This window comes from Pseudomonas sp. BIC9C, from assembly GCF_034541995.1.
Lineage (GTDB): Bacteria > Pseudomonadota > Gammaproteobacteria > Pseudomonadales > Pseudomonadaceae > Aquipseudomonas > Aquipseudomonas fluorescens_CC.
Genome location: NZ_JAWDGM010000002.1, coordinates 751,538 through 769,727, shown reverse-complemented (window position 1 = coordinate 769,727; position 18,190 = coordinate 751,538). Strand labels below are relative to the sequence as shown.

The following is an 18,190-nucleotide window of genomic DNA, read 5'->3' as shown; positions in this document are numbered from 1 at the left end:
TGGCGTTCGGCGACTTACAGATTCCGGGCCTTCGCCTCGGCAGCCTTGGCCGCACGCAGCCGGCGAACCTCTTTCGGATCAGCCAGCAACGGCCGATAAATCTCGATGCGGTCCCCCGACTGAACCAAACGGCTGTCGGGATCGGCAACGACCTTACCGAAGATCCCCACAGGACATTCAGCCAGATTCAGCTCAGGAAATGCCTGACCTATACCGGATTTCAGCAAGGCCGCACGAACAGTCGTTCCTGCTGGCACTTTCAGCGGCACAAGCACCTGGCGATCAACGGCGGCATACACCACCTCAACCCCGATATCCGCCTCAACCATGCATTTGCTTGGCCCGCTGGCAGAATGCATCCACCAGCGTATTGGCCGCCTGATTGAACAATGGTCCCAGGGTCGCGCGAACAATCGGCCCCGCGTAATCGAATGAAAGGTCCAGGCTGATCTTGCAAGCCTTATCGGTCAACGCCTTGAACACCCAGATGCCGTGCAACTGAGTGAACGGGCCTTCCTCAAGGTTCATTTCGATCGACTGGCCAGGAACCAGGGTATTGCGCGTCACGAAATGCTGGCTGAGGCCACCCTTGGCCACGCCAACGCTGGCGCGCATATGCTCAGCAGAGCTTTCGAGCACCTCAGCCGATGAGCACCACGGCAGAAACTCCGGATAGCGAGCCACGTCGTTGACCAGGTCATACAGCGCTTGGGCCGGGTACGGCAGCAAGGCCGAACGTGAAATGTGTGTCGTCATGTCAGCGTTATTTCCACAGCTGGGCGGCAAACACTACGAGGATGCCGATGGGCGCCACATAGCGCATCAAGAACAAGGACAGACCAAACAGCGCAGGATTGCGCATCGACAACTCGTCGCGCACCGCTTCACGCCCCATGATCCAGCCCGCAAACACCACGAAACACAAACCGCCAAGCGGCAACATGAGTCGCGAGGTAAAGAAATCAATCACGCCAAAGAAGTCGAGACCACCGGTTGCGCCCCATTGGTAGAGGTGGAACATACCGCCTTCGCTCACGAAGAACTTGGCCTCCTTCCAGATATTGAAGGAAAACACCGTGCCCAGGCCGACAAACCAGCAGCTGAAAGCCAGCCAGAAGGTGACCCATGCTCGCCTGACTTTAGTGCGTTCGACCAGGTAGGCCACCATCGGCTCAAGCAGGGAAATTGCCGAACTCCAGGCAGCGACCGCCACCAGCACGAAGAACACCACCCCCATCAATTGCCCGAACGCCACGTTACCGAAGGCAAACGGCAGGCTGACGAACATCAGCCCCGGCCCTTCGCTCGGATTCAGGCCCGCCGCAAAAACAATCGGAAACAATGCCAGGCCGGCCACCAGGGACACGAAGGTGTCGAGCAGCGCCACGCCAAGGACAGTCCCCGATATCGACGAATCCTTTGGCATGTAGGCGCCGTAGATCATGATCGAGCCGACGCCCACGCTCAGGGAAAAGAATGCATGCCCCATCGCGGGCAACAAACCGTCCAGTACCTTTTCCGGATGAAAGTCGAACATGAAATGCACGCCGTCCATGAAATGGCCGGTGGTCATGCTGTAACCCAGCAGCACGAGGATCATCACGAACAACAACGGCATCATGATGCGCAAGCTGCGCTCAAGCCCGGCAACCACGCCCTTGGCGATCACCACCGCTGACAACAGCATGAAAATCGTGTGCCAAAGTGTCAGGCGCCAGGGATCGGCGATCACATTGCCGAAGTAAGCCCCCACCTGGTCCGGCGTCACGCCCTGGAAGTCGCCACGCCCCATGTCGATGATGTAATCCAGCGACCAGCCGCCAACCACACTATAGAAAGACAGGATCAGCAACGCCGTGATCATTCCGGCAAATGCGCCCCATGACCATTTGGCCGAGTGCCCCGCCTCAATCGCCAGCACCTTCAAGGCATTGGCCGGGCTGTGCCGGGCACGCCGACCGATCAGGGTTTCCGCCAGCATGACCGGCACGCCAATCAGCGCGATGCAAACCAGGAACATCAGCACGAAGGCGCCGCCACCATAGACGCCGACCATGTACGGGAATTTCCAGATACTACCCAACCCCACAGCCGAACCGGTCGCGGCGAGTATGAAGACCCAGCGGCTAGCCCAACTGCCGTGGACTGAAACCTTGTCTGTCGACATCGCTATCACGCCCAAGCGTTCAAAAAAGAGGCCGCATTGTCCGGGATTCAATCAACCTGCTCAAGCACGTAGCAACACCGTAGCCGACTCGCGTGCAACTCCCTATAATGCCGCCCCTATGGCTAAACAGAAGAAACACCCAACAGGGACCATCGCGCAAAATAAAAAGGCGCGACACGATTACTTCATCGAGCATCGGTTCGAGGCTGGTCTGGTCCTGGCCGGCTGGGAAGTAAAAAGTCTGCGGGCAAGCAAGTTGCAGCTGGTCGACAGCTACGTACTGCTCAAGGATGGCGAGGCCTGGCTGCTCGGTAGTCACATCACGCCCCTGACGACCGCCAGCACCCACGTCATCGCTGATCCGGTTCGCACCCGTAAATTGCTGCTCAATCGACGCGAGCTGGAAAAACTCTCCGCTGCCGTGCAGCAAAAGGGTTACGCCTGCGTGTGCCTGTCCTGGTACTGGAGCAAGCACATGGTCAAGTGCGAGATCGCTCTGGGCAAGGGCAAGAAGGAATACGACAAGCGTGATACCGAGCGCGAACGCGACGCCGGTCGTGAATTGCAGCGCGCGGTGCGCAACAAGGGCAAGGAAGAGTAATTTTCCTTGCCGGTCTGATCACTGCTTTGTGGCGAGGGAGCTTGCCGCTCGGCTGCGCAGCAGTCGCCAATGACCTTCGTGACTACGGCGCTTAAAGCCAGGGTCGCTTCGCGCCCCAGCGGGAGCAAGCTCCCTCGCCACATTGAATCCCACTACAGTTACATCCCCTTGCGCCGTTCCGCCCGGGCCATGCGCTGTACCTCCTGACGCACTTCTTCCAGCACTTCCTGCACATACAAAATGTGTCGACTGGAAACTTCCCGCGCCTGCTCCGCCCGCCCTTCGATAATCGCCTGATAGAGCTCCCGGTGCTGCGTGATCAACATGTCGCGGGTTTCGGTACGTTGCTTGTACATGCCACCGATGTTGGTCACCACGTTGCGCTTGAGCAGGTCGAACAGCCCGCGAATAGTGTGCAGCAACACGGCATTGTGGCTGGCCTCGGCAATCGCCAGGTGAAACTTTGCGTCCGCAGCCCCCTCTTCGGCACGACTCACCTCTTCGTGACGCGAATAGCAGTCCTGTAATTCGTTGAATGCCGCGGTCAGTCGCTCGCGATCCACATCAGTGGCACGCAACGCCGCGTAGTAGGCGCAGGACGCTTCCAGCGTATGGCGAAACTCCAGCAGATCGCGTTGCGCCTCGGGGTTGCTTTCCAGCAGATGCAACAAGGGATCACTGAAGGTGCTCCCCAGTGATTCCACCACATAGTTGCCGCCGCCCTGGCGACTGACCAGCAATCCCTTGGCGGTCAGTTTCTGAATGGCTTCGCGCAACGAAGGGCGTGACACGCCAAATTGTTCGGCCAACGCACGCTCGGCCGGCAAGCGCTCACCCGCCTTCAACGTGCCCTCGAGGATCATGCCCTCAAGCTGCTCGACAATATCGTCAGACAAACGGCGCTGACGAATCTGATCAAACCCCATAACTCGATTTCTCCACGATCCGACGGTTCGCCGGGGCTCTATTCTGGCCTATCGGCGCCGCGCCAGCACCTGCCACAGCGCATTTGGTCATACCAGGCAGACGGCCTGTGCACTTTGCATTCGACAAAAGTTTTAGGGCGGCAAATTGACACACCGCCTACAAGGCTTTTACCCTAGCCAACAGCGATTGTAAATTGGTCTTACCAATTATCCAAGAACGCTGATCAGTGCCTGACCAACAACAATTAGGGGCCACCCCATATGCAAACCTGGCAACAGCTCTATACCCCGCTCGGCAGCCTCGGCCTGTCCGCACTCGCCGCCGTTATCCCCATCGTATTTTTCTTCCTGGCTTTGGCCGTGTTCCGCCTCAAAGGGCATGTCGCCGGCAGCATCACCCTGGCCTTATCGATACTGGTGGCGATCTTCGCGTTCCACATGCCGGTCGATATGGCGTTCGCCGCCGCCGGGTATGGCTTCGCCTATGGCCTGTGGCCGATTGCCTGGATCATTGTGGCAGCGGTGTTCCTCTACAAACTGACGGTCAAGAGTGGCCAGTTCGAAGTCATCCGCAGTTCGGTCCTGTCGATCACTGATGACCAGCGCCTGCAGGTCCTGCTGATCGGTTTCTGTTTCGGCGCCTTCCTCGAAGGTGCAGCCGGTTTCGGCGCACCAGTGGCGATTACCGCTGCCCTGCTGGTAGGCCTTGGCTTCAATCCGCTGTACGCCGCCGGCTTGTGCCTGATCGCCAACACCGCGCCGGTAGCCTTCGGCGCCCTGGGTATTCCGATCATTGTTGCCGGGCAAGTGACCGGCATCGACGCGTTCAAGATCGGCGCCATGACCGGTCGCCAACTGCCGCTGCTGTCGCTGTTCGTGCCGTTCTGGCTGGTGTTCATGATGGACGGCCTGCGCGGCGTGCGGGAAACCTGGCCGGCGGCATTGGTGGCCGGCTTGAGCTTTGCCGTGACCCAGTACTTCACCTCGAACTTCATCGGCCCGGAACTGCCGGACATCACCTCGGCCCTGGCCAGCCTGATTGCCCTGACCCTGTTCCTGAAAGTCTGGCAACCGAAACGCGCCGCCGGCCAACACATCGTGGGGGCTGTATCGGCCTCAGTAGTAAGCGCCAGCGTCGGTGGTTTCGGCCAGAAACGCACCACCGTGGCATCGCCCTACAGCCTCGGGGAAATTTTCAAGGCCTGGTCGCCGTTCCTGATTCTCACCGTACTGGTCACCCTCTGGACCCTGAAGCCGTTCAAGGCCATGTTTGCCGCCGGCGGTTCGATGTACAGCTTCGTGTTCAACTTTGCCATTCCACATCTGGATCAACTGGTCATCAAGACCGCGCCGATCGTGGCTACGCCAACCGCCATTCCGGCCGTGTTCAAACTGGACCCGATTTCCGCCACCGGCACGGCGATTTTCTTTTCGGCGCTGATCTCGATGCTGGTGCTGAAGGTCAACTTCAAAACTGGTCTGACCACTTTGAAAGAGACCTTCTACGAACTGCGCTGGCCGATCCTGTCCATCGGCATGGTGCTGGCGTTTGCCTTCGTCACCAACTACTCGGGCATGTCCTCGACCATGGCCCTGGTACTGGCAGCGACGGGCGCGGCATTCCCGTTCTTCTCGCCGTTCCTCGGTTGGCTGGGCGTGTTCCTCACCGGTTCCGATACGTCGTCCAACGCCCTGTTCAGTTCGCTGCAAGCGACCACCGCACACCAGATCGGTGTCAACGACACCTTGCTGGTGGCGGCGAACACCAGCGGCGGCGTGACCGGCAAGATGATCTCGCCACAGTCGATCGCCGTGGCCTGCGCCGCAACCGGTCTGGTAGGCAAAGAATCGGATCTGTTCCGCTTCACCCTCAAGCACAGCCTATTCTTTGCAACGATTGTCGGCTTGATCACCCTGGCCCAGGCCTACTGGTTCACCGGCATGCTGGTGCACTAAGACGACAAGCGACATGGAAATAACCGACGCCGGTTCGTGATTCCGGCGTCAGCAATTCACAACCCGGTCTGTAAGGCTGCTGAAAGCAACTCGCTCTATATTCAGCAGCCTCAGCGGACGGACAACCGGCCGAGAGACACGCCTGATGAGCGAGCTTTTTTACAACGCTGTGCCGAATGCGACCCGTGTCGCCCCGCCACTGCCCGAGCCTCGGCAATACCCCAGCGAGAAACCGTCACGGGTTTACCTGTTCGGGACCTGCGTGGTCGATCTGTTCTACCCCGAGGCCGGGATGGATGCGATCCACCTGCTGGAGCGCGAAGGCATTCGTGTCGAGTACCCGCAAGGGCAAAGCTGCTGCGGCCAACCGGCCTACACCTCGGGTTACACCGAGCAGGCACGGACCGTGGCGCGCTCGCAACTGGCGCTGTTCGCTGGCGACTATCCGGTGGTGGTGCCGTCGGGTTCCTGCGCGGGCATGCTCCGCGAACATTACGCCGACTTGTTCAAGGACGAGCCGCAGACGTTGAAACAGGTTCAGGCGCTGGCTGCCAGAACCTTTGAGCTGGCCGAGTTCCTGTTGTTTGTCTGCAAGGTGCAGCTCAAGGACAGCGGTGAACCGGTAAAAGTGGCGCTGCACACCTCGTGCTCGGCACGCCGTGAAATGAACACCCACCTGCACGGCCGCGAATTGTTGTCGCAGTTGAGCAATGTGGAGCGGGTCAATCACGATCACGAAAGTGAGTGTTGTGGCTTCGGCGGGACATTCAGCGTCCGTATGCCAGACATTTCCGGCGCGATGGTGGCTGACAAGACCCGGGCGTTGAAGGAGTCCGGCGCGCACAAGGTGTTGAGTGCCGATTGCGGTTGTTTGATGAACATCAACGGCTCGCTGGAAAAACAGCAGGAAGCGTTGCGCGGCCAGCACCTGGCCAGTTTCCTCTGGCAGCGTACCGGAGGTGCCCGATGAGCACTTCCACGATTATTCCTACGGTCGCCGTAGAAGAAGATTTCCGTACCCGCGCCCACAAGGCGTTGGGTGACGCGCAATTGCGAGGCAACTTTCGCAAGGCGATGGATTCACTGATGAGCAAACGGGCAGCGGCTTTCAGCGATGCCCATGAAAGAGAACATTTGCGCGCACTGGGCAACGCGATCCGCGCCCGTGCACTCTCCAAGTTGCCTGACTTGCTCGAGCAACTGGAACAGAACCTGACCCGCAACGGTGTGACAGTGCACTGGGCGGAAACGGTGGACGAAGCCAATGGCATCGTCCTCTCGATCATCCGCGCTCACGAGGGGCGGCAAGTGATCAAGGGCAAATCGATGGTCAGCGAAGAAATGGAGATGAACCATTTCCTTGCTGATCGTGGCATTGAATGCCTGGAATCGGACATGGGCGAGTACATCGTCCAGCTCGACCACGAGAAGCCTTCACACATAATCATGCCGGCGATCCACAAGAACGCCGGTCAGGTCGCGTCCTTGTTCCACGACAAACTTGGGGTGGAATACACCAAGGACGTTGACCAACTCATTCAGATCGGTCGCAAGGTCTTGCGGCAGAAATTCTTCGAAGCGGACATCGGCGTCTCCGGTGTCAACTTCGCCGTGGCCGAAACCGGCACCCTGCTGCTGGTGGAAAACGAAGGCAACGGCCGCATGACTACCACTGTGCCGCCGGTACACATCGCTGTCACCGGTATCGAAAAAGTCGTGGAAAACCTGCGCGATGTGGTGCCGCTGCTGTCGCTGCTGACCCGCTCGGCCCTGGGCATCCCGATCACCACTTACGTCAACATGATCTCCGGCCCGCGCAAAGCCCATGAGCTCGACGGTCCGCAGGAAGTGCATCTCGTACTGCTCGACAATGGTCGCAGCCAGGCCTTTGCCGACAGCGAATTGCGCCAGACCCTGAACTGCATCCGCTGTGGCGCCTGTATGAATCATTGCCCGGTGTATACCCGAATCGGCGGCCATGCCTATGGAGAGGTTTACCCCGGCCCTATCGGAAAAATCGTCACCCCGCACATGGTCGGCCTGGCGAAAGTCCCGGATCACCCGAGCGCTTCTTCGCTGTGCGGTGCCTGCGGCGAAGTCTGCCCGGTAAAAATCCCGATCCCTTCGCTGCTGCGACGCCTGCGGGAAGAAAACGTCAAGGCCCCGGACAGCCCCCATCAAGTGATGCGAGGTCAAGGCAGCAAGTACTCGCGCAAGGAGCGGTTCCTCTGGAACGCCTGGGCGAAGCTCAACAGTTCGCCGACGCTGTATCGCCTGTTCGGGTTCTTCGCCACTCGCTTGCGCGCCCTCACGCCGAGCAATGTCGGCCCGTGGACGCAAAACCACAGCGCACCAAAACCCGCCGCCCGCTCACTGCATGACATGGCCCGCGAGCACCTGGCCAAACAGGGAGACCGCTGATGAGCGCCAAGCAAAATATCCTCGCCAAACTGCGTAAAAGTCTGACAGACACCACGCCGGTGGCTGACAACTTTGATGTCGATCTGGTGACTCAGCCTTACACCTACGCGCCTGAGCAACGCATTGCGCAATTGCGCAAACTGATGGAAGCGGTGCACACGGAAATCCATCTGACGTCCGGCGAGAAGTGGCCAACGCTACTCGCGCAATTGCTGCGGGACCGCCAGTTGCCGAGCCTGCTGATCGCACCGACCACGCCCCACGGTCAACGGATCACACAGCACTGGGCGAAAAATCCGGGCCTGCCAACGCTCAAGGCCTACGACCGCCCGGTTGAGGAATGGAAGGCCGAGCTGTTCAACGACACTCCGGCGAGCCTGACCGGCACCCTCGGCGCCATCGCGGCAACCGGCAGCCTGATTCTCTGGCCGACCCGGGAAGAACCGCGCTTGATGAGCCTCGCGCCACCGGTGCATTTCGCCCTGCTCAAGGCCAGCGAAATCCGCGACAACTTCTATCAGGTGCAGCAGGAGTTCGAATGGGCACAGGGCATGCCGACCAATGCGCTGCTGGTGTCCGGCCCGTCGAAAACCGCCGACATCGAGCAAGTGCTGGCGTACGGCGCCCACGGTCCGAAAGACCTGGTGGTGTTGATCCTGGAGGACCAATGAGTCTACCGGCCGCTTTCCTGCGTGATGTACAGCAACTGATTCCTCAAGAGCGACGTTTCGACGACCCGCTGTCGACCTTGGCCTTCGGCACCGATGCCAGTTTCTATCGTTTGATTCCGCAGCTGGTGATCCGCGTCGAGTCCGAAGACGAAGTGGTGGCGCTGCTGCAACTGGCTCAACGCGACCGGGTGCCGGTGACCTTCCGCGCCGCCGGTACCAGCTTGTCCGGTCAGGCGATCAGCGATTCGGTGCTGATCATGCTGGGGGATAACTGGAACAGTCGCGAGATCCGCGGCCAAGGCGCGCAAATTCGCCTGCAACCCGGCGTGATCGGTGCCCAGGCCAACGCCTGGCTGGCGCCATTCGGACGCAAGATCGGCCCGGACCCGGCCTCGATCAATGCCTGCAAAATCGGCGGCATCGTCGCCAACAATGCCAGCGGCATGTGCTGCGGCACGGCGCAAAACACCTATCACACCCTGGCCGGCATTCGTCTGGTGCTGGCCGATGGCAGCCGTCTCGATACTGAAGATGCCGCCAGCGTCGCGGCGTTTCGTCAAAGCCATGCCGCCCTGCTGGAGCGCCTGGCGACGCTGGGGCGCGAGACCCGCGCCAACGCTGGGTTGGCTGCGAGAATCCGCCATAAATACCGTCTGAAAAATACCACCGGCCTGTCGCTCAATGCCCTGGTGGATTTCGACGAGCCTGTGGATATCTTGAGCCACTTGCTGGTGGGCTCCGAGGGCACGCTCGGGTTCATCAGTGCGGTGACCTACGACACGGTGATCGACCACCCGAACAAGGCCTCGGCCCTGATTGTGTTCCCCGATGTCGAGACCTGCTGCAACGCAGTCACCGTATTGAAAAGCCAACCGGTATCGGCCGTGGAACTGCTGGACCGACGCAGCCTGCGTTCAGTGCAGGACAAACCCGGCATGCCGCCTTTCGTACAGCATCTGTCGAACAATGCCTGCGCCTTGCTGATCGAGTCCCGCGCCGCTTCGACCACCTTGCTGCACGAACAACTGGCGCAGATCATGGCGTCGCTGCAGGCGTTCCCGGTGGAAAAGCAGGTCGACTTCACTGAAGACCCGCAGGAAAACGCCCGCCTCTGGGCCATCCGCAAAGACACCTTCCCTGCCGTCGGCGCCGTGCGCAAGACCGGCACCACGGTGATCATCGAAGACGTCACCTTCCCGGTCGAACAACTGGCCATCGGCGTAAACCGCCTGATCGAGCTGTTCGACAAACATCACTACGACGAAGCGATCCTTTTCGGACACGCACTGGAAGGCAATCTGCACTTCGTCTTCACCCAAGGCTTCAACAACGCACAAGAAGTCGCACGCTATCAGGCGTTCATGGACGACGTGGCACAACTGGTGGCAGTGGAGTTCGGCGGCTCGCTGAAAGCCGAACACGGCACCGGGCGCAACATGGCGCCGTTCGTCGAGCTGGAATGGGGCAGCGATGCCTACCAGTTGATGTGGCAACTCAAGCGTCTGCTCGACCCCAACGGCATTCTCAATCCGGACGTGGTGCTCAGCGAAGACCCACAGATCCACCTCAAGCACCTCAAGCCATTGCCGGCCGCCGACGAGATTGTGGACAAGTGCATCGAATGCGGCTTCTGCGAACCGGTCTGCCCGTCGAAAGGCCTGACCTTGAGCCCGCGCCAACGCATCGTGATCTGGCGTGACATTCAGGCGAGAAAACGCGCCGGCATCGATACCGCCGAACTCGAAGCTGCGTACGAATACCAGGGCATCGACACCTGCGCCGCCACCGGCCTCTGCGCGCAACGCTGCCCGGTCGGCATCAATACCGGCGAACTGGTGAAAAAGCTGCGCAGCCGTAAGGCAACGCATACGAAAACCGCCAACTGGCTTGAAGGGCATTTCGCCACGGCACTGCAAGGGGCGCGTTTCACCCTGCACGTCGCCAATGGTGCGCGCCTGTTGCTGGGAGCGCCGCGACTGGCAAAGCTTTCCGCAACCCTGAGCAAACTGTCCAAAGGGCAAATCCCGCAGTGGACCAATGCCATGCCCCAGCCTGAACGGCCGATTCGCTTCAGCCCGGCGGTCACCGATGAGCGTCCGCGGGTGGTGTACCTGGCCGCGTGCGTATCAAGGGCTATGGGGCCGGCGGCGGGCGACAAGGAACAAATGTCGCTGTACGACAAGACCCGCGGCCTGCTGGAAAAGGCCGGTTATCAAGTGGTTTTCCCGGACAACCTGGACAGCCTGTGCTGCGGCCAGCCGTTCGCGTCCAAAGGCTACGCCGAGCAAGCCGAACACAAACGCCAGGAACTGATTGGCGCTTTGCTTCACGCCAGCCGCGGCGGGCTCGACCCGATCTACTGCGACACCAGCCCGTGCACCCTGCGCCTGGTTCAGGACCTGGGCGAAGCCCGCCTGGACTTGTACGACCCGGTGCGCTTCATCCGCACGCACCTGATGGATCGCCTGGAGTTCACGCCTCAGGAGGCACCGATCGCTGTGCACGTGACCTGCAGCACCCAACACCTGGGGGAAAGCCAGGCGCTGATCGACCTGGCGCGCAAGTGCAGCAAAAACGTGGTCATTCCCGAAGGTATTCACTGCTGTGGCTTCGCTGGCGACAAGGGCTTCACCACGCCGCAGTTGAACGCCCATGCGCTGCGCACGCTCAAGGACGCGGGACAGCAATGCAGCGAGGGGATTTCCACCAGTCGCACTTGCGAGATTGGCCTGACGCAACATGGCGGCATTGATTACCACGGTCTAGTCTATCTGGTGGACCGCGTTACCCTGGCTAGGGCGACCTGAGCAGAACCTCACAGAAGGCGCATTCATGCGCCTTTTTTAGTGCTTGCTGCCAGAACCGACAGCATTACAGCAAAAAAATAGGACCCTGACGTGCCGCCGCAGTCCACAGATCAAGTCCTGCAAACGTGGGACCTTTCCTACACTCGGCAGCCCGTCCTGATGGTCAGCGATGCCTGGCCACTCAGTTCAAGGAGATACTCATGAAACGTTCTGTACTGTTTGGTCTGTTCGTTACTGCCTCAATGCTGGCCTCCCCCTCGTTTGCCGCCGAAAAAGATCAATGCGCGGTCAATCTGCAAACCATCGAAAACGCAAAGGCACAGATTCCTCCCGAAATGGCTGAGCAAGTAGCGGACTCTGTCGAGAAAGCCAAAGCCGACCATGCAAAAGGCACCAAACAAGGTACTGATGATTGCGTCGCCGAGACCAACCAAACCATCCAGGACCTCAAGAACGCGAGCAAAGGCGGGAAGTAACGCTCAGCTCGGGGCCAGCCTTCGGGCTGGCCTTCCGGGCCTTGTTGGCGTACATCAACAACGGAGTACTGGCAGCCGGGAGTTCAAAGCCCGGTTGCGTCCGATACGAAGCAAACCAAAACCCGCCAGTTGCGGGTTTTGTGCATCTGGAGTCCGGAAATATGTGACCGTGCGCATCCCTGGAAAAAGCTCGACACGTTTTCTGAAAAAACCGAATTCTTGCGTTGCTTCGTAGTCTTTTAGGTAGACCCCATCAATCGTGGCTGTTTTTCGGGCTCGGCCTGACCGCCCGCTCACACGTCAGCACCGAGACCATCCCTTCCAGGAGATATCCATGAAACGTACCGCACTCGCTTGTCTGTTCATTTCCGCTGCAATGTTGGCCTCTCCCGTATTTGCTGCGGACAACAACCTTTGCAGGAGCAAGCTGCAAGAGCTCAAAGGCAAAGTGAATGCGCTGCCGGCGACCTCCGCAAACACCACAATGGAGATCAAAAGACTGATGTCCAGCGCCGAAGCCTCACAAGCCTCCGGAGACGACAAAAAATGTGTCACCGAGGCCACCCAGGCATTGGCACTCGCAGACAAACAGAGCAACGAGCCCAACCCATAATTTGTGGTGGTCAACCTTCGGGTTGGCCTTCCGGGTCGCATTGACGTACACTGTGCGTGCCTGCTGCTCACTTGATTCAAAGAGCATCAGGCTCGGGGCCGTTTTGGATTCGACGCCGGTTGCGAAACTTTAGGTGCATGCCGAGTTGGTAACAGAACTCGTAAATCCACTGTTGCAACTTCCTATAGTTGCCAATGACGAAACCTACGGGGAATACGCTCTCGCTGCGTAAGCAGCCTTAGCCCTTCCCTCCTGGTACCTTCGGGTCCAGCAATCATCAGGGGATGTCTGTAAACCCAAAGTGATTGTCATATAGAACAGAATCGCCGTGCAGTACGTTGTGGACGAAGCGGCTAAAACTTACACAACTCGCCCAAAGCACCCTGCCCGTCGGGTCGCTGAGGGTTAACTTAATAGACACGGCTACGCATGTAGTACCGACAGCGGAGTACTGGCGGACGGGGGTTCAAATCCCCCCGGCTCCACCAAATGATCAATCAAAGACGTCCACGGACGTCTTTTTTTGTGCCTGCGATCCAGTAAATACGCGGCCTCCAGCGCTTTTGCGATCTTCTGAGATTTTTTGAGTTCCAGCTCTTCGGGTATTCCAAACGGTATTCCAGTCCATCCGGTGCTAATCTTTGGAATACCGAATCAGCGCCTGAGGACAATCTCATGCCTGCTCAAAACCTCCGCCTCTCCGATCGACAGCTCAAGGGAGTCAAACCCGCGTCCAAGGATTACGTCCTCACTGACGGTGACGGTTTGCAGCTCCGCGTACGCAGCAATGGCTCTCTGCTGTGGAATTTCAATTACCGTGAACCGGTGACCAAGAACCGCATCAACATGGGCTTGGGCACCTACCCCGAACTGTCACTGGCGAACGCCCGAAAGATGGCGGTCGAAGCACGCGAGCTGCTCGCCCAAGGCATCGATCCGAAGGTGCAGCGCGATGCGCTGAGTGAGGCCAAGCGCGCAGAAACGGAACACACCTTCGAGAACGTGGCCACCGCCTGGTTCGAGCTTAAGAAAGACTCGGTCACCCCGGCCTACGCCGAGGACATCTGGCGGTCGCTCACGCTGCATGTGCTCCCGGACTTGAAGACGACACCACTCGTGAAAATCACCGCGCCGATGGTGATCGGATTGCTTCGTCCAATCGAAGCGAAAGGTAGCCTGGAGACGGTCAAGCGACTTAGCCAGCGGCTGAACGAGATCATGACCTACGGCGTCAACTCCGGCCTGATCTTCGCCAACCCTCTCAGCGGCATCAGGGCAGTCTTCAAGAAGCCCAAGAAAGAAAACATGGCCGCGCTTCCGCCCGAAGAGCTACCCGAGCTCATGCTGGAGATCGCGAACGCCAGTATCAAACGCACGACCCGTTGCCTGATCGAATGGCAGTTGCACACCATGACTCGTCCTGCAGAGGCGGCGACTACTCGCTGGGCAGACATCGACTTTGAAAGGCGTGTCTGGACTATCCCACCGGAGCGGATGAAAAAGCGCCGCCCTCACAGCATCCCGTTGAGTGATCACGCTGTAGCACTGTTGGAGTCACTGAAGACCCACAGCGGCCATCGCGAATACGTCTTCCCGGCAGACAGAAATCCACGTACCCACGCCAATAGCCAAACCGCCAACATGGCGTTGAAACGCATGGGGTTCCAGGATCGGTTGGTCAGCCACGGCATGCGCTCGATGGCCAGCACCATCTTAAATGAGCATGGCTGGGACCCGGAGCTGATTGAGGTTGCACTGGCGCATGTCGACAAGGATGAGGTGCGGAGCGCCTACAACCGAGCCGACTACATTGAGCGCCGACGCCCGATGATGGCCTGGTGGAGCGAGTACATCCAAAAGGCCGCCACCGGCAGCCTGCTTGCCTCAGCATACGGCCAAGTCAGAGACAAGAACGTGGTACCGATCCGCTAGCGCTGTACAGGCGCAATAACGGCAGCAACAACAACTGAACGTTCAAGATTCGCGGCAAGCAGCCTCGCTTACCCGCTTGTCAGCGCGGGTCCATCCAAACAGGGCTGCAAAGCCGCCCTGTTTGGATGGACCTTACTTTGAAAAGCTAAAAGCCACGACGTTGTCCGGGGTTTACCACGGAATTCCACCGGTGGATAACCGCATGTCACGTCCTCAATAGCGCTGGATCTCGACCCTTGACCGGGTTTATCCACAAGCGTAGAACTGGCCGTGCAAGCGCTGTCGATGACAGCACCCCAGGTGGCCCGAACCTTCAAGGTCACGCCGCTCCCGCGGTGGTTCTCCCCAAGGGCGATTTGCATCCGGCAGCTCGCCCGGTCACCTCCCCGGTGATGGATGCTCTCTAATCTCATGGCCCTCGTGCGCCAGCTACACCGTACTGTGCTGCCCTGCAGCAACCTATCCGCTTGGCCGAATTTTGCGCCAACCTGTGCCCGTCTCTTTCTTCTGGAAAGAGACGGGCACTTCTACCACTGCTGTAGCCCTCATCGCACATGGCTTTGCGGCAGTTCCCCTCGTGACAATCGGCGTGACAAATGCCGATGTCACCAGCAACAGCGCTGTAGATGATGGTGCCGCAGACCACGGAATGGACTGCACCTGACTGACAGTCAGGCATGCCCCAGTCATCGCATCGCTGTGTTCACCCGGCTCAGGATCTCGCGGCACTGGTCTCGTCAGCCAATGCAGCCTCCACCCGCCCACCGGTAACGGTGCTCAGGAGGCCAGATCATGAGATGCCCTTGCTCCCGGTCGTAAGGAGCCGCCAGTCCCGCGTCAGTGGACACCCTCACAGGTCGCAGGGGCCTTGATCCCTGATAACACTCAGCATTCTTGGCGGGATGACGTGGGGCGAGGACTGGAGAGCAGAAGATGAGGTGACCAATATGGCATTGGTGGGTAGACGCGAAGGTCGTAATTTTGGGTACGGCAGGCAACTGAGCTACGCAGGGCCGCAGGCGCTGAAGGACATGTTCGGCGGCGGCCATTACAGCACGGTCAAAGCGCACTGTGATCGTTGGCATGTTGCCGCTGACCGAAAACTGACCCAGTAGAGGCTGTTCTGCCGACTGAAAACTGACCCAGGTGTTCAACTGCTTCTGCTCACTTTTCGAGCAGGAGAACACAGGGTGATCAGCATGGAAATGTTGGGAAAAATCCGGCGGATGTACTTCCGCGACAAGCTCTCGCTGCATCAGATAGCCAAGCGTACCGGGCTGTCGAGAAACACCATCCGAAAATGGGTCAGAGCACCCGAAGCCACTCAACCGGCGTACCAGCGGTGCGCAATCTTCAACAAACTCAGCCCATTCCACGACACGCTAGAACAGGCGCTGAAAGCCGATTCGTTCCGGGCAAAGCACAACCGCAGAAGCGCCAAAGCACTTTTCGAACAGATCAAGGCCGAGGGTTATGACGGCGGCTACAGCCAGCTCACGGCGTTCGTGCGCTCTTGGCGAGGCGAGCAAGGCAAGTCTTTACGCGCTTTTGTACCGCTGACTTTTGCCTTGGGTGAGGCTTTTCAATTTGACTGGAGCGAAGAAGGTCTGCTGATCGGCGGCCTGTTTCGACGCATCCAGGTCTCTCACATGAAGCTCTGCGCCAGTCGCGCATTCTGGTTGGTTGCCTATCCCAGCCAAGGGCACGAGATGCTGTTTGATGCCCATACCCGTTCGTTTGGAGCGTTGGGTGGCGTGCCACGTCGCGGCATCTACGACAACATGAAAACGGCTGTCGACAAGGTCAACAAAGGCAAAGGCCGTACGGTCAATGCCAGGTTTTCCGTAATGTGCGCGCACTACCTGTTCGATCCGGACTTCTGCAACGTCGCCTCGGGTTGGGAAAAAGGCATCGTCGAAAAGAACGTCCAAGACAGCCGACGGCGCATCTGGATCGACGCTCAAGATTGCATGTTTCACACCTTCGAAGAGCTGAATATCTGGCTCGGTCAACGCTGCCGGTCGCTCTGGAGCGAGCTGGTGCATCCGCAGTACAGCGGGCTGACGGTGGCCGAGGTCTTGGAGCTGGAGCGGGTTGAAATGATGCCGATGCCGACAGCGTTTGATGGCTACGTCGAACGTACCGTGCGGGTCTCCAGCACCTGCCTGATCAGCGTGGCGCGAAATCGCTATTCAGTGCCATGTGAGCGAGTCGGCCAGTGGGTCAGCAGCCGTCTGTATCCTTCGCGAATCGTGGTCATCGCCGATGAAACGGTGATCGCTAGTCACGAGCGCCTCTTTGATCGAGATCAGGTCAGTTTTGACTGGCAGCATTACATCCCGCTTATCGAACGCAAGCCTGGTGCACTGCGTAATGGCGCGCCATTTGCCGATCTACCGAAGCCGTTACTGCTTCTCAAACGGGCACTGAGGCGTCACGCCAACGGTGATCGAATCATGATGCAGGTACTGGCTGCTGTGCCTATCGCCGGTCTAGAACCGGTGCTGGTGGCGGTGGAGCTGGTACTTGAGTCGGGCAGTCTGAGCGCCGATCACATCCTCAATGTCCTCGCCCGGCTGACCTCCACTGCACCACCTCCCTGCGTAGAAACCAGCCTGCAACTCAAGGTGGCACCTGTTGCCAATACGGCTCGCTACGACCGGCTCCGTACGACCGATGAGGAGAACCGCAATGCGTGACTTAATGACAGAACTCAAAGAGCTGCGCTTGCACGGTATGGCCAGTGCTTGGGAAGAACTGGTCTCTCAAGGAACAGCCTCAACGGCTTCATCGAAATGGCTGCTGGAGCATCTGCTTCAACAGGAACAGGCGGATCGCGCGGTGCGCTCGGTGAACCACCAGATGAACATGGCAAAACTCCCCATGCACCGTGATTTGGCGGGCTTTGACTTCAGCGTTTCCAGCGCTGATGCCCGGCTGGTCAGCGATCTATCTAGCTTGGCGTTCACTGAAACCGCGCAGAATGTTGTGTTCATCGGTGGGCCGGGAACCGGAAAAACACACCTGGCCAGTGCCCTGGCTGTATCCGGAATCACGGCCCATAACAAACGAGTGCGCTTCTTTTCTACGGTGGATCTGGTGAACCTGCTGGAGCGTGAAAAGTACGATGGCAAGGCAGGGCGAATCGCCCAGGGACTGCTTCGCACAGATCTGGTGATACTTGATGAGCTGGGATATTTGCCCTTTAGCCAAAGCGGTGGAGCCCTGTTATTTCACCTGCTGTCCAAGCTGTACGAGCACACCAGCGTGGTCATCACTACCAACCTCAGCTTCTCGGAATGGTCGAGTGTGTTTGGCGACGCCAAGATGACTACAGCGTTGCTGGATCGGCTGACACACCACTGCCACATCGTCGAAACGGGCAACGAGTCTTACCGCCTTCAACACAGCACCTTGGCAGACCAGACAAAGATCAAATCACGAGAACGAAAGCGCAAGGATGAAGAGAGTATCGAGGACGATGAGCCGTTTTGATCCGCTTCATAAACGCCCTGCTGCATGCCTACATGCGGTGGGGCTGGATGCATCGTCAACCAGAACACTACTGCTAAGCTTATCCACAATTGCTGGGGCAAAAATCAGCAATCCGTCCTGGGTCA

General features: G+C 58.9%; 15 protein-coding genes, 1 other RNA gene and 1 pseudogene. 13 read left to right on the top strand and 4 right to left on the bottom strand.

Translation table 11 applies throughout. From position 1 onward, the window contains the following. Window positions 1-14: 14 nt before the first annotated feature. The 3 genes from RS887_RS13445 to RS887_RS13435 are packed head-to-tail and all read right to left on the bottom strand — an operon-like array spanning window position 15 to window position 2,167. Window positions 15-329 carry an RnfH family protein gene (locus RS887_RS13445; protein WP_322615758.1) on the bottom strand — a complete coding sequence of 105 codons (315 nt, stop codon included), beginning with the start codon at window positions 327-329 and terminating at the stop codon, window positions 15-17. Next, window positions 322-756 (bottom strand): type II toxin-antitoxin system RatA family toxin, encoded by a 435-nt coding sequence (locus RS887_RS13440; protein WP_322615757.1) that lies wholly within the window; start codon window positions 754-756, stop codon window positions 322-324. The genes RS887_RS13445 and RS887_RS13440 overlap by 8 nt, the downstream gene beginning before the upstream one ends. A 7-nt stretch (window positions 757-763) precedes the next feature. Continuing rightward, the gene (locus tag RS887_RS13435; RefSeq protein WP_322615756.1) at window positions 764-2,167 is read right to left on the bottom strand and encodes a sodium-dependent transporter; all 1,404 of its coding nucleotides are present in this window, start codon (window positions 2,165-2,167) and stop codon (window positions 764-766) included. A 118-nt stretch (window positions 2,168-2,285) separates the two neighbouring features. On the opposite strand from RS887_RS13435, the gene smpB reads away from it, so the two are divergent. Further along, on the top strand, window positions 2,286-2,768 hold the full coding sequence (gene smpB / locus RS887_RS13430) for an SsrA-binding protein SmpB (protein WP_007988707.1): 483 nt from the start codon (window positions 2,286-2,288) through the stop codon (window positions 2,766-2,768). 158 nt (window positions 2,769-2,926) lie between these two features. Here smpB and RS887_RS13425 read toward each other — a convergent pair whose 3' ends face one another. After that, entirely contained in the window at window positions 2,927-3,694 is a 768-nt protein-coding gene (locus RS887_RS13425) for an FCD domain-containing protein (protein ID WP_008018798.1), read from the bottom strand. 261 nt (window positions 3,695-3,955) lie between these two features. Between RS887_RS13425 and RS887_RS13420 the strand changes: the two genes are divergently transcribed. The 12 genes and pseudogenes from RS887_RS13420 (at window position 3,956) to istB (ending at window position 18,065) form a co-directional block, all read left to right on the top strand. Next, complete coding sequence (locus tag RS887_RS13420) at window positions 3,956-5,650, top strand: lactate permease LctP family transporter (RefSeq protein ID WP_322615755.1); 1,695 nt, start codon at window positions 3,956-3,958, stop codon at window positions 5,648-5,650. Between the two features lie 145 nt (window positions 5,651-5,795). After that, a complete protein-coding gene (locus RS887_RS13415) occupies window positions 5,796-6,620 on the top strand; it encodes a (Fe-S)-binding protein (RefSeq protein WP_085718623.1) in 825 nt (274 codons plus the stop codon). Continuing rightward, entirely contained in the window at window positions 6,617-8,071 is a 1,455-nt protein-coding gene (locus tag RS887_RS13410) for a LutB/LldF family L-lactate oxidation iron-sulfur protein (RefSeq protein WP_322615754.1), read from the top strand. The genes RS887_RS13415 and RS887_RS13410 overlap by 4 nt, the downstream gene beginning before the upstream one ends. Continuing rightward, window positions 8,071-8,742, top strand: a complete 672-nt coding sequence (locus RS887_RS13405) for a lactate utilization protein (protein WP_322615753.1) — start codon at window positions 8,071-8,073, stop codon at window positions 8,740-8,742. The genes RS887_RS13410 and RS887_RS13405 overlap by 1 nt, the downstream gene beginning before the upstream one ends. Further along, entirely contained in the window at window positions 8,739-11,549 is a 2,811-nt protein-coding gene (locus RS887_RS13400; protein WP_322615752.1) for an FAD-binding and (Fe-S)-binding domain-containing protein, read from the top strand. The genes RS887_RS13405 and RS887_RS13400 overlap by 4 nt, the downstream gene beginning before the upstream one ends. Before the next feature lie 200 nt (window positions 11,550-11,749). Next, window positions 11,750-12,025 (top strand): hypothetical protein, encoded by a 276-nt coding sequence (locus RS887_RS13395; protein ID WP_322615751.1) that lies wholly within the window; start codon window positions 11,750-11,752, stop codon window positions 12,023-12,025. Between the two features lie 334 nt (window positions 12,026-12,359). Then, complete coding sequence (locus RS887_RS13390; RefSeq protein ID WP_322615750.1) at window positions 12,360-12,638, top strand: hypothetical protein; 279 nt, start codon at window positions 12,360-12,362, stop codon at window positions 12,636-12,638. 94 nt (window positions 12,639-12,732) lie between these two features. Continuing rightward, window positions 12,733-13,126, top strand: a transfer-messenger RNA (tmRNA) gene (gene ssrA / locus RS887_RS13385). A gap of 187 nt (window positions 13,127-13,313) precedes the next feature. Continuing rightward, a complete protein-coding gene (locus RS887_RS13380; RefSeq protein WP_322615749.1) occupies window positions 13,314-14,570 on the top strand; it encodes an integrase domain-containing protein in 1,257 nt (418 codons plus the stop codon). Between the two features lie 947 nt (window positions 14,571-15,517). Further along, a pseudogene (locus tag RS887_RS13375) lies at window positions 15,518-15,652 on the top strand (integrase); the annotation flags it as partial. A gap of 117 nt (window positions 15,653-15,769) precedes the next feature. Beyond that, window positions 15,770-17,269, top strand: coding sequence for an IS21 family transposase (gene istA, locus RS887_RS13370; protein WP_322615748.1), 1,500 nt, complete (start codon window positions 15,770-15,772; stop codon window positions 17,267-17,269). After that, a complete protein-coding gene (gene istB / locus RS887_RS13365) occupies window positions 17,262-18,065 on the top strand; it encodes an IS21-like element ISPsy20 family helper ATPase IstB (RefSeq protein ID WP_322615747.1) in 804 nt (267 codons plus the stop codon). The genes istA and istB overlap by 8 nt, the downstream gene beginning before the upstream one ends. The last annotated feature ends 125 nt before the right edge of the window (window positions 18,066-18,190 follow it).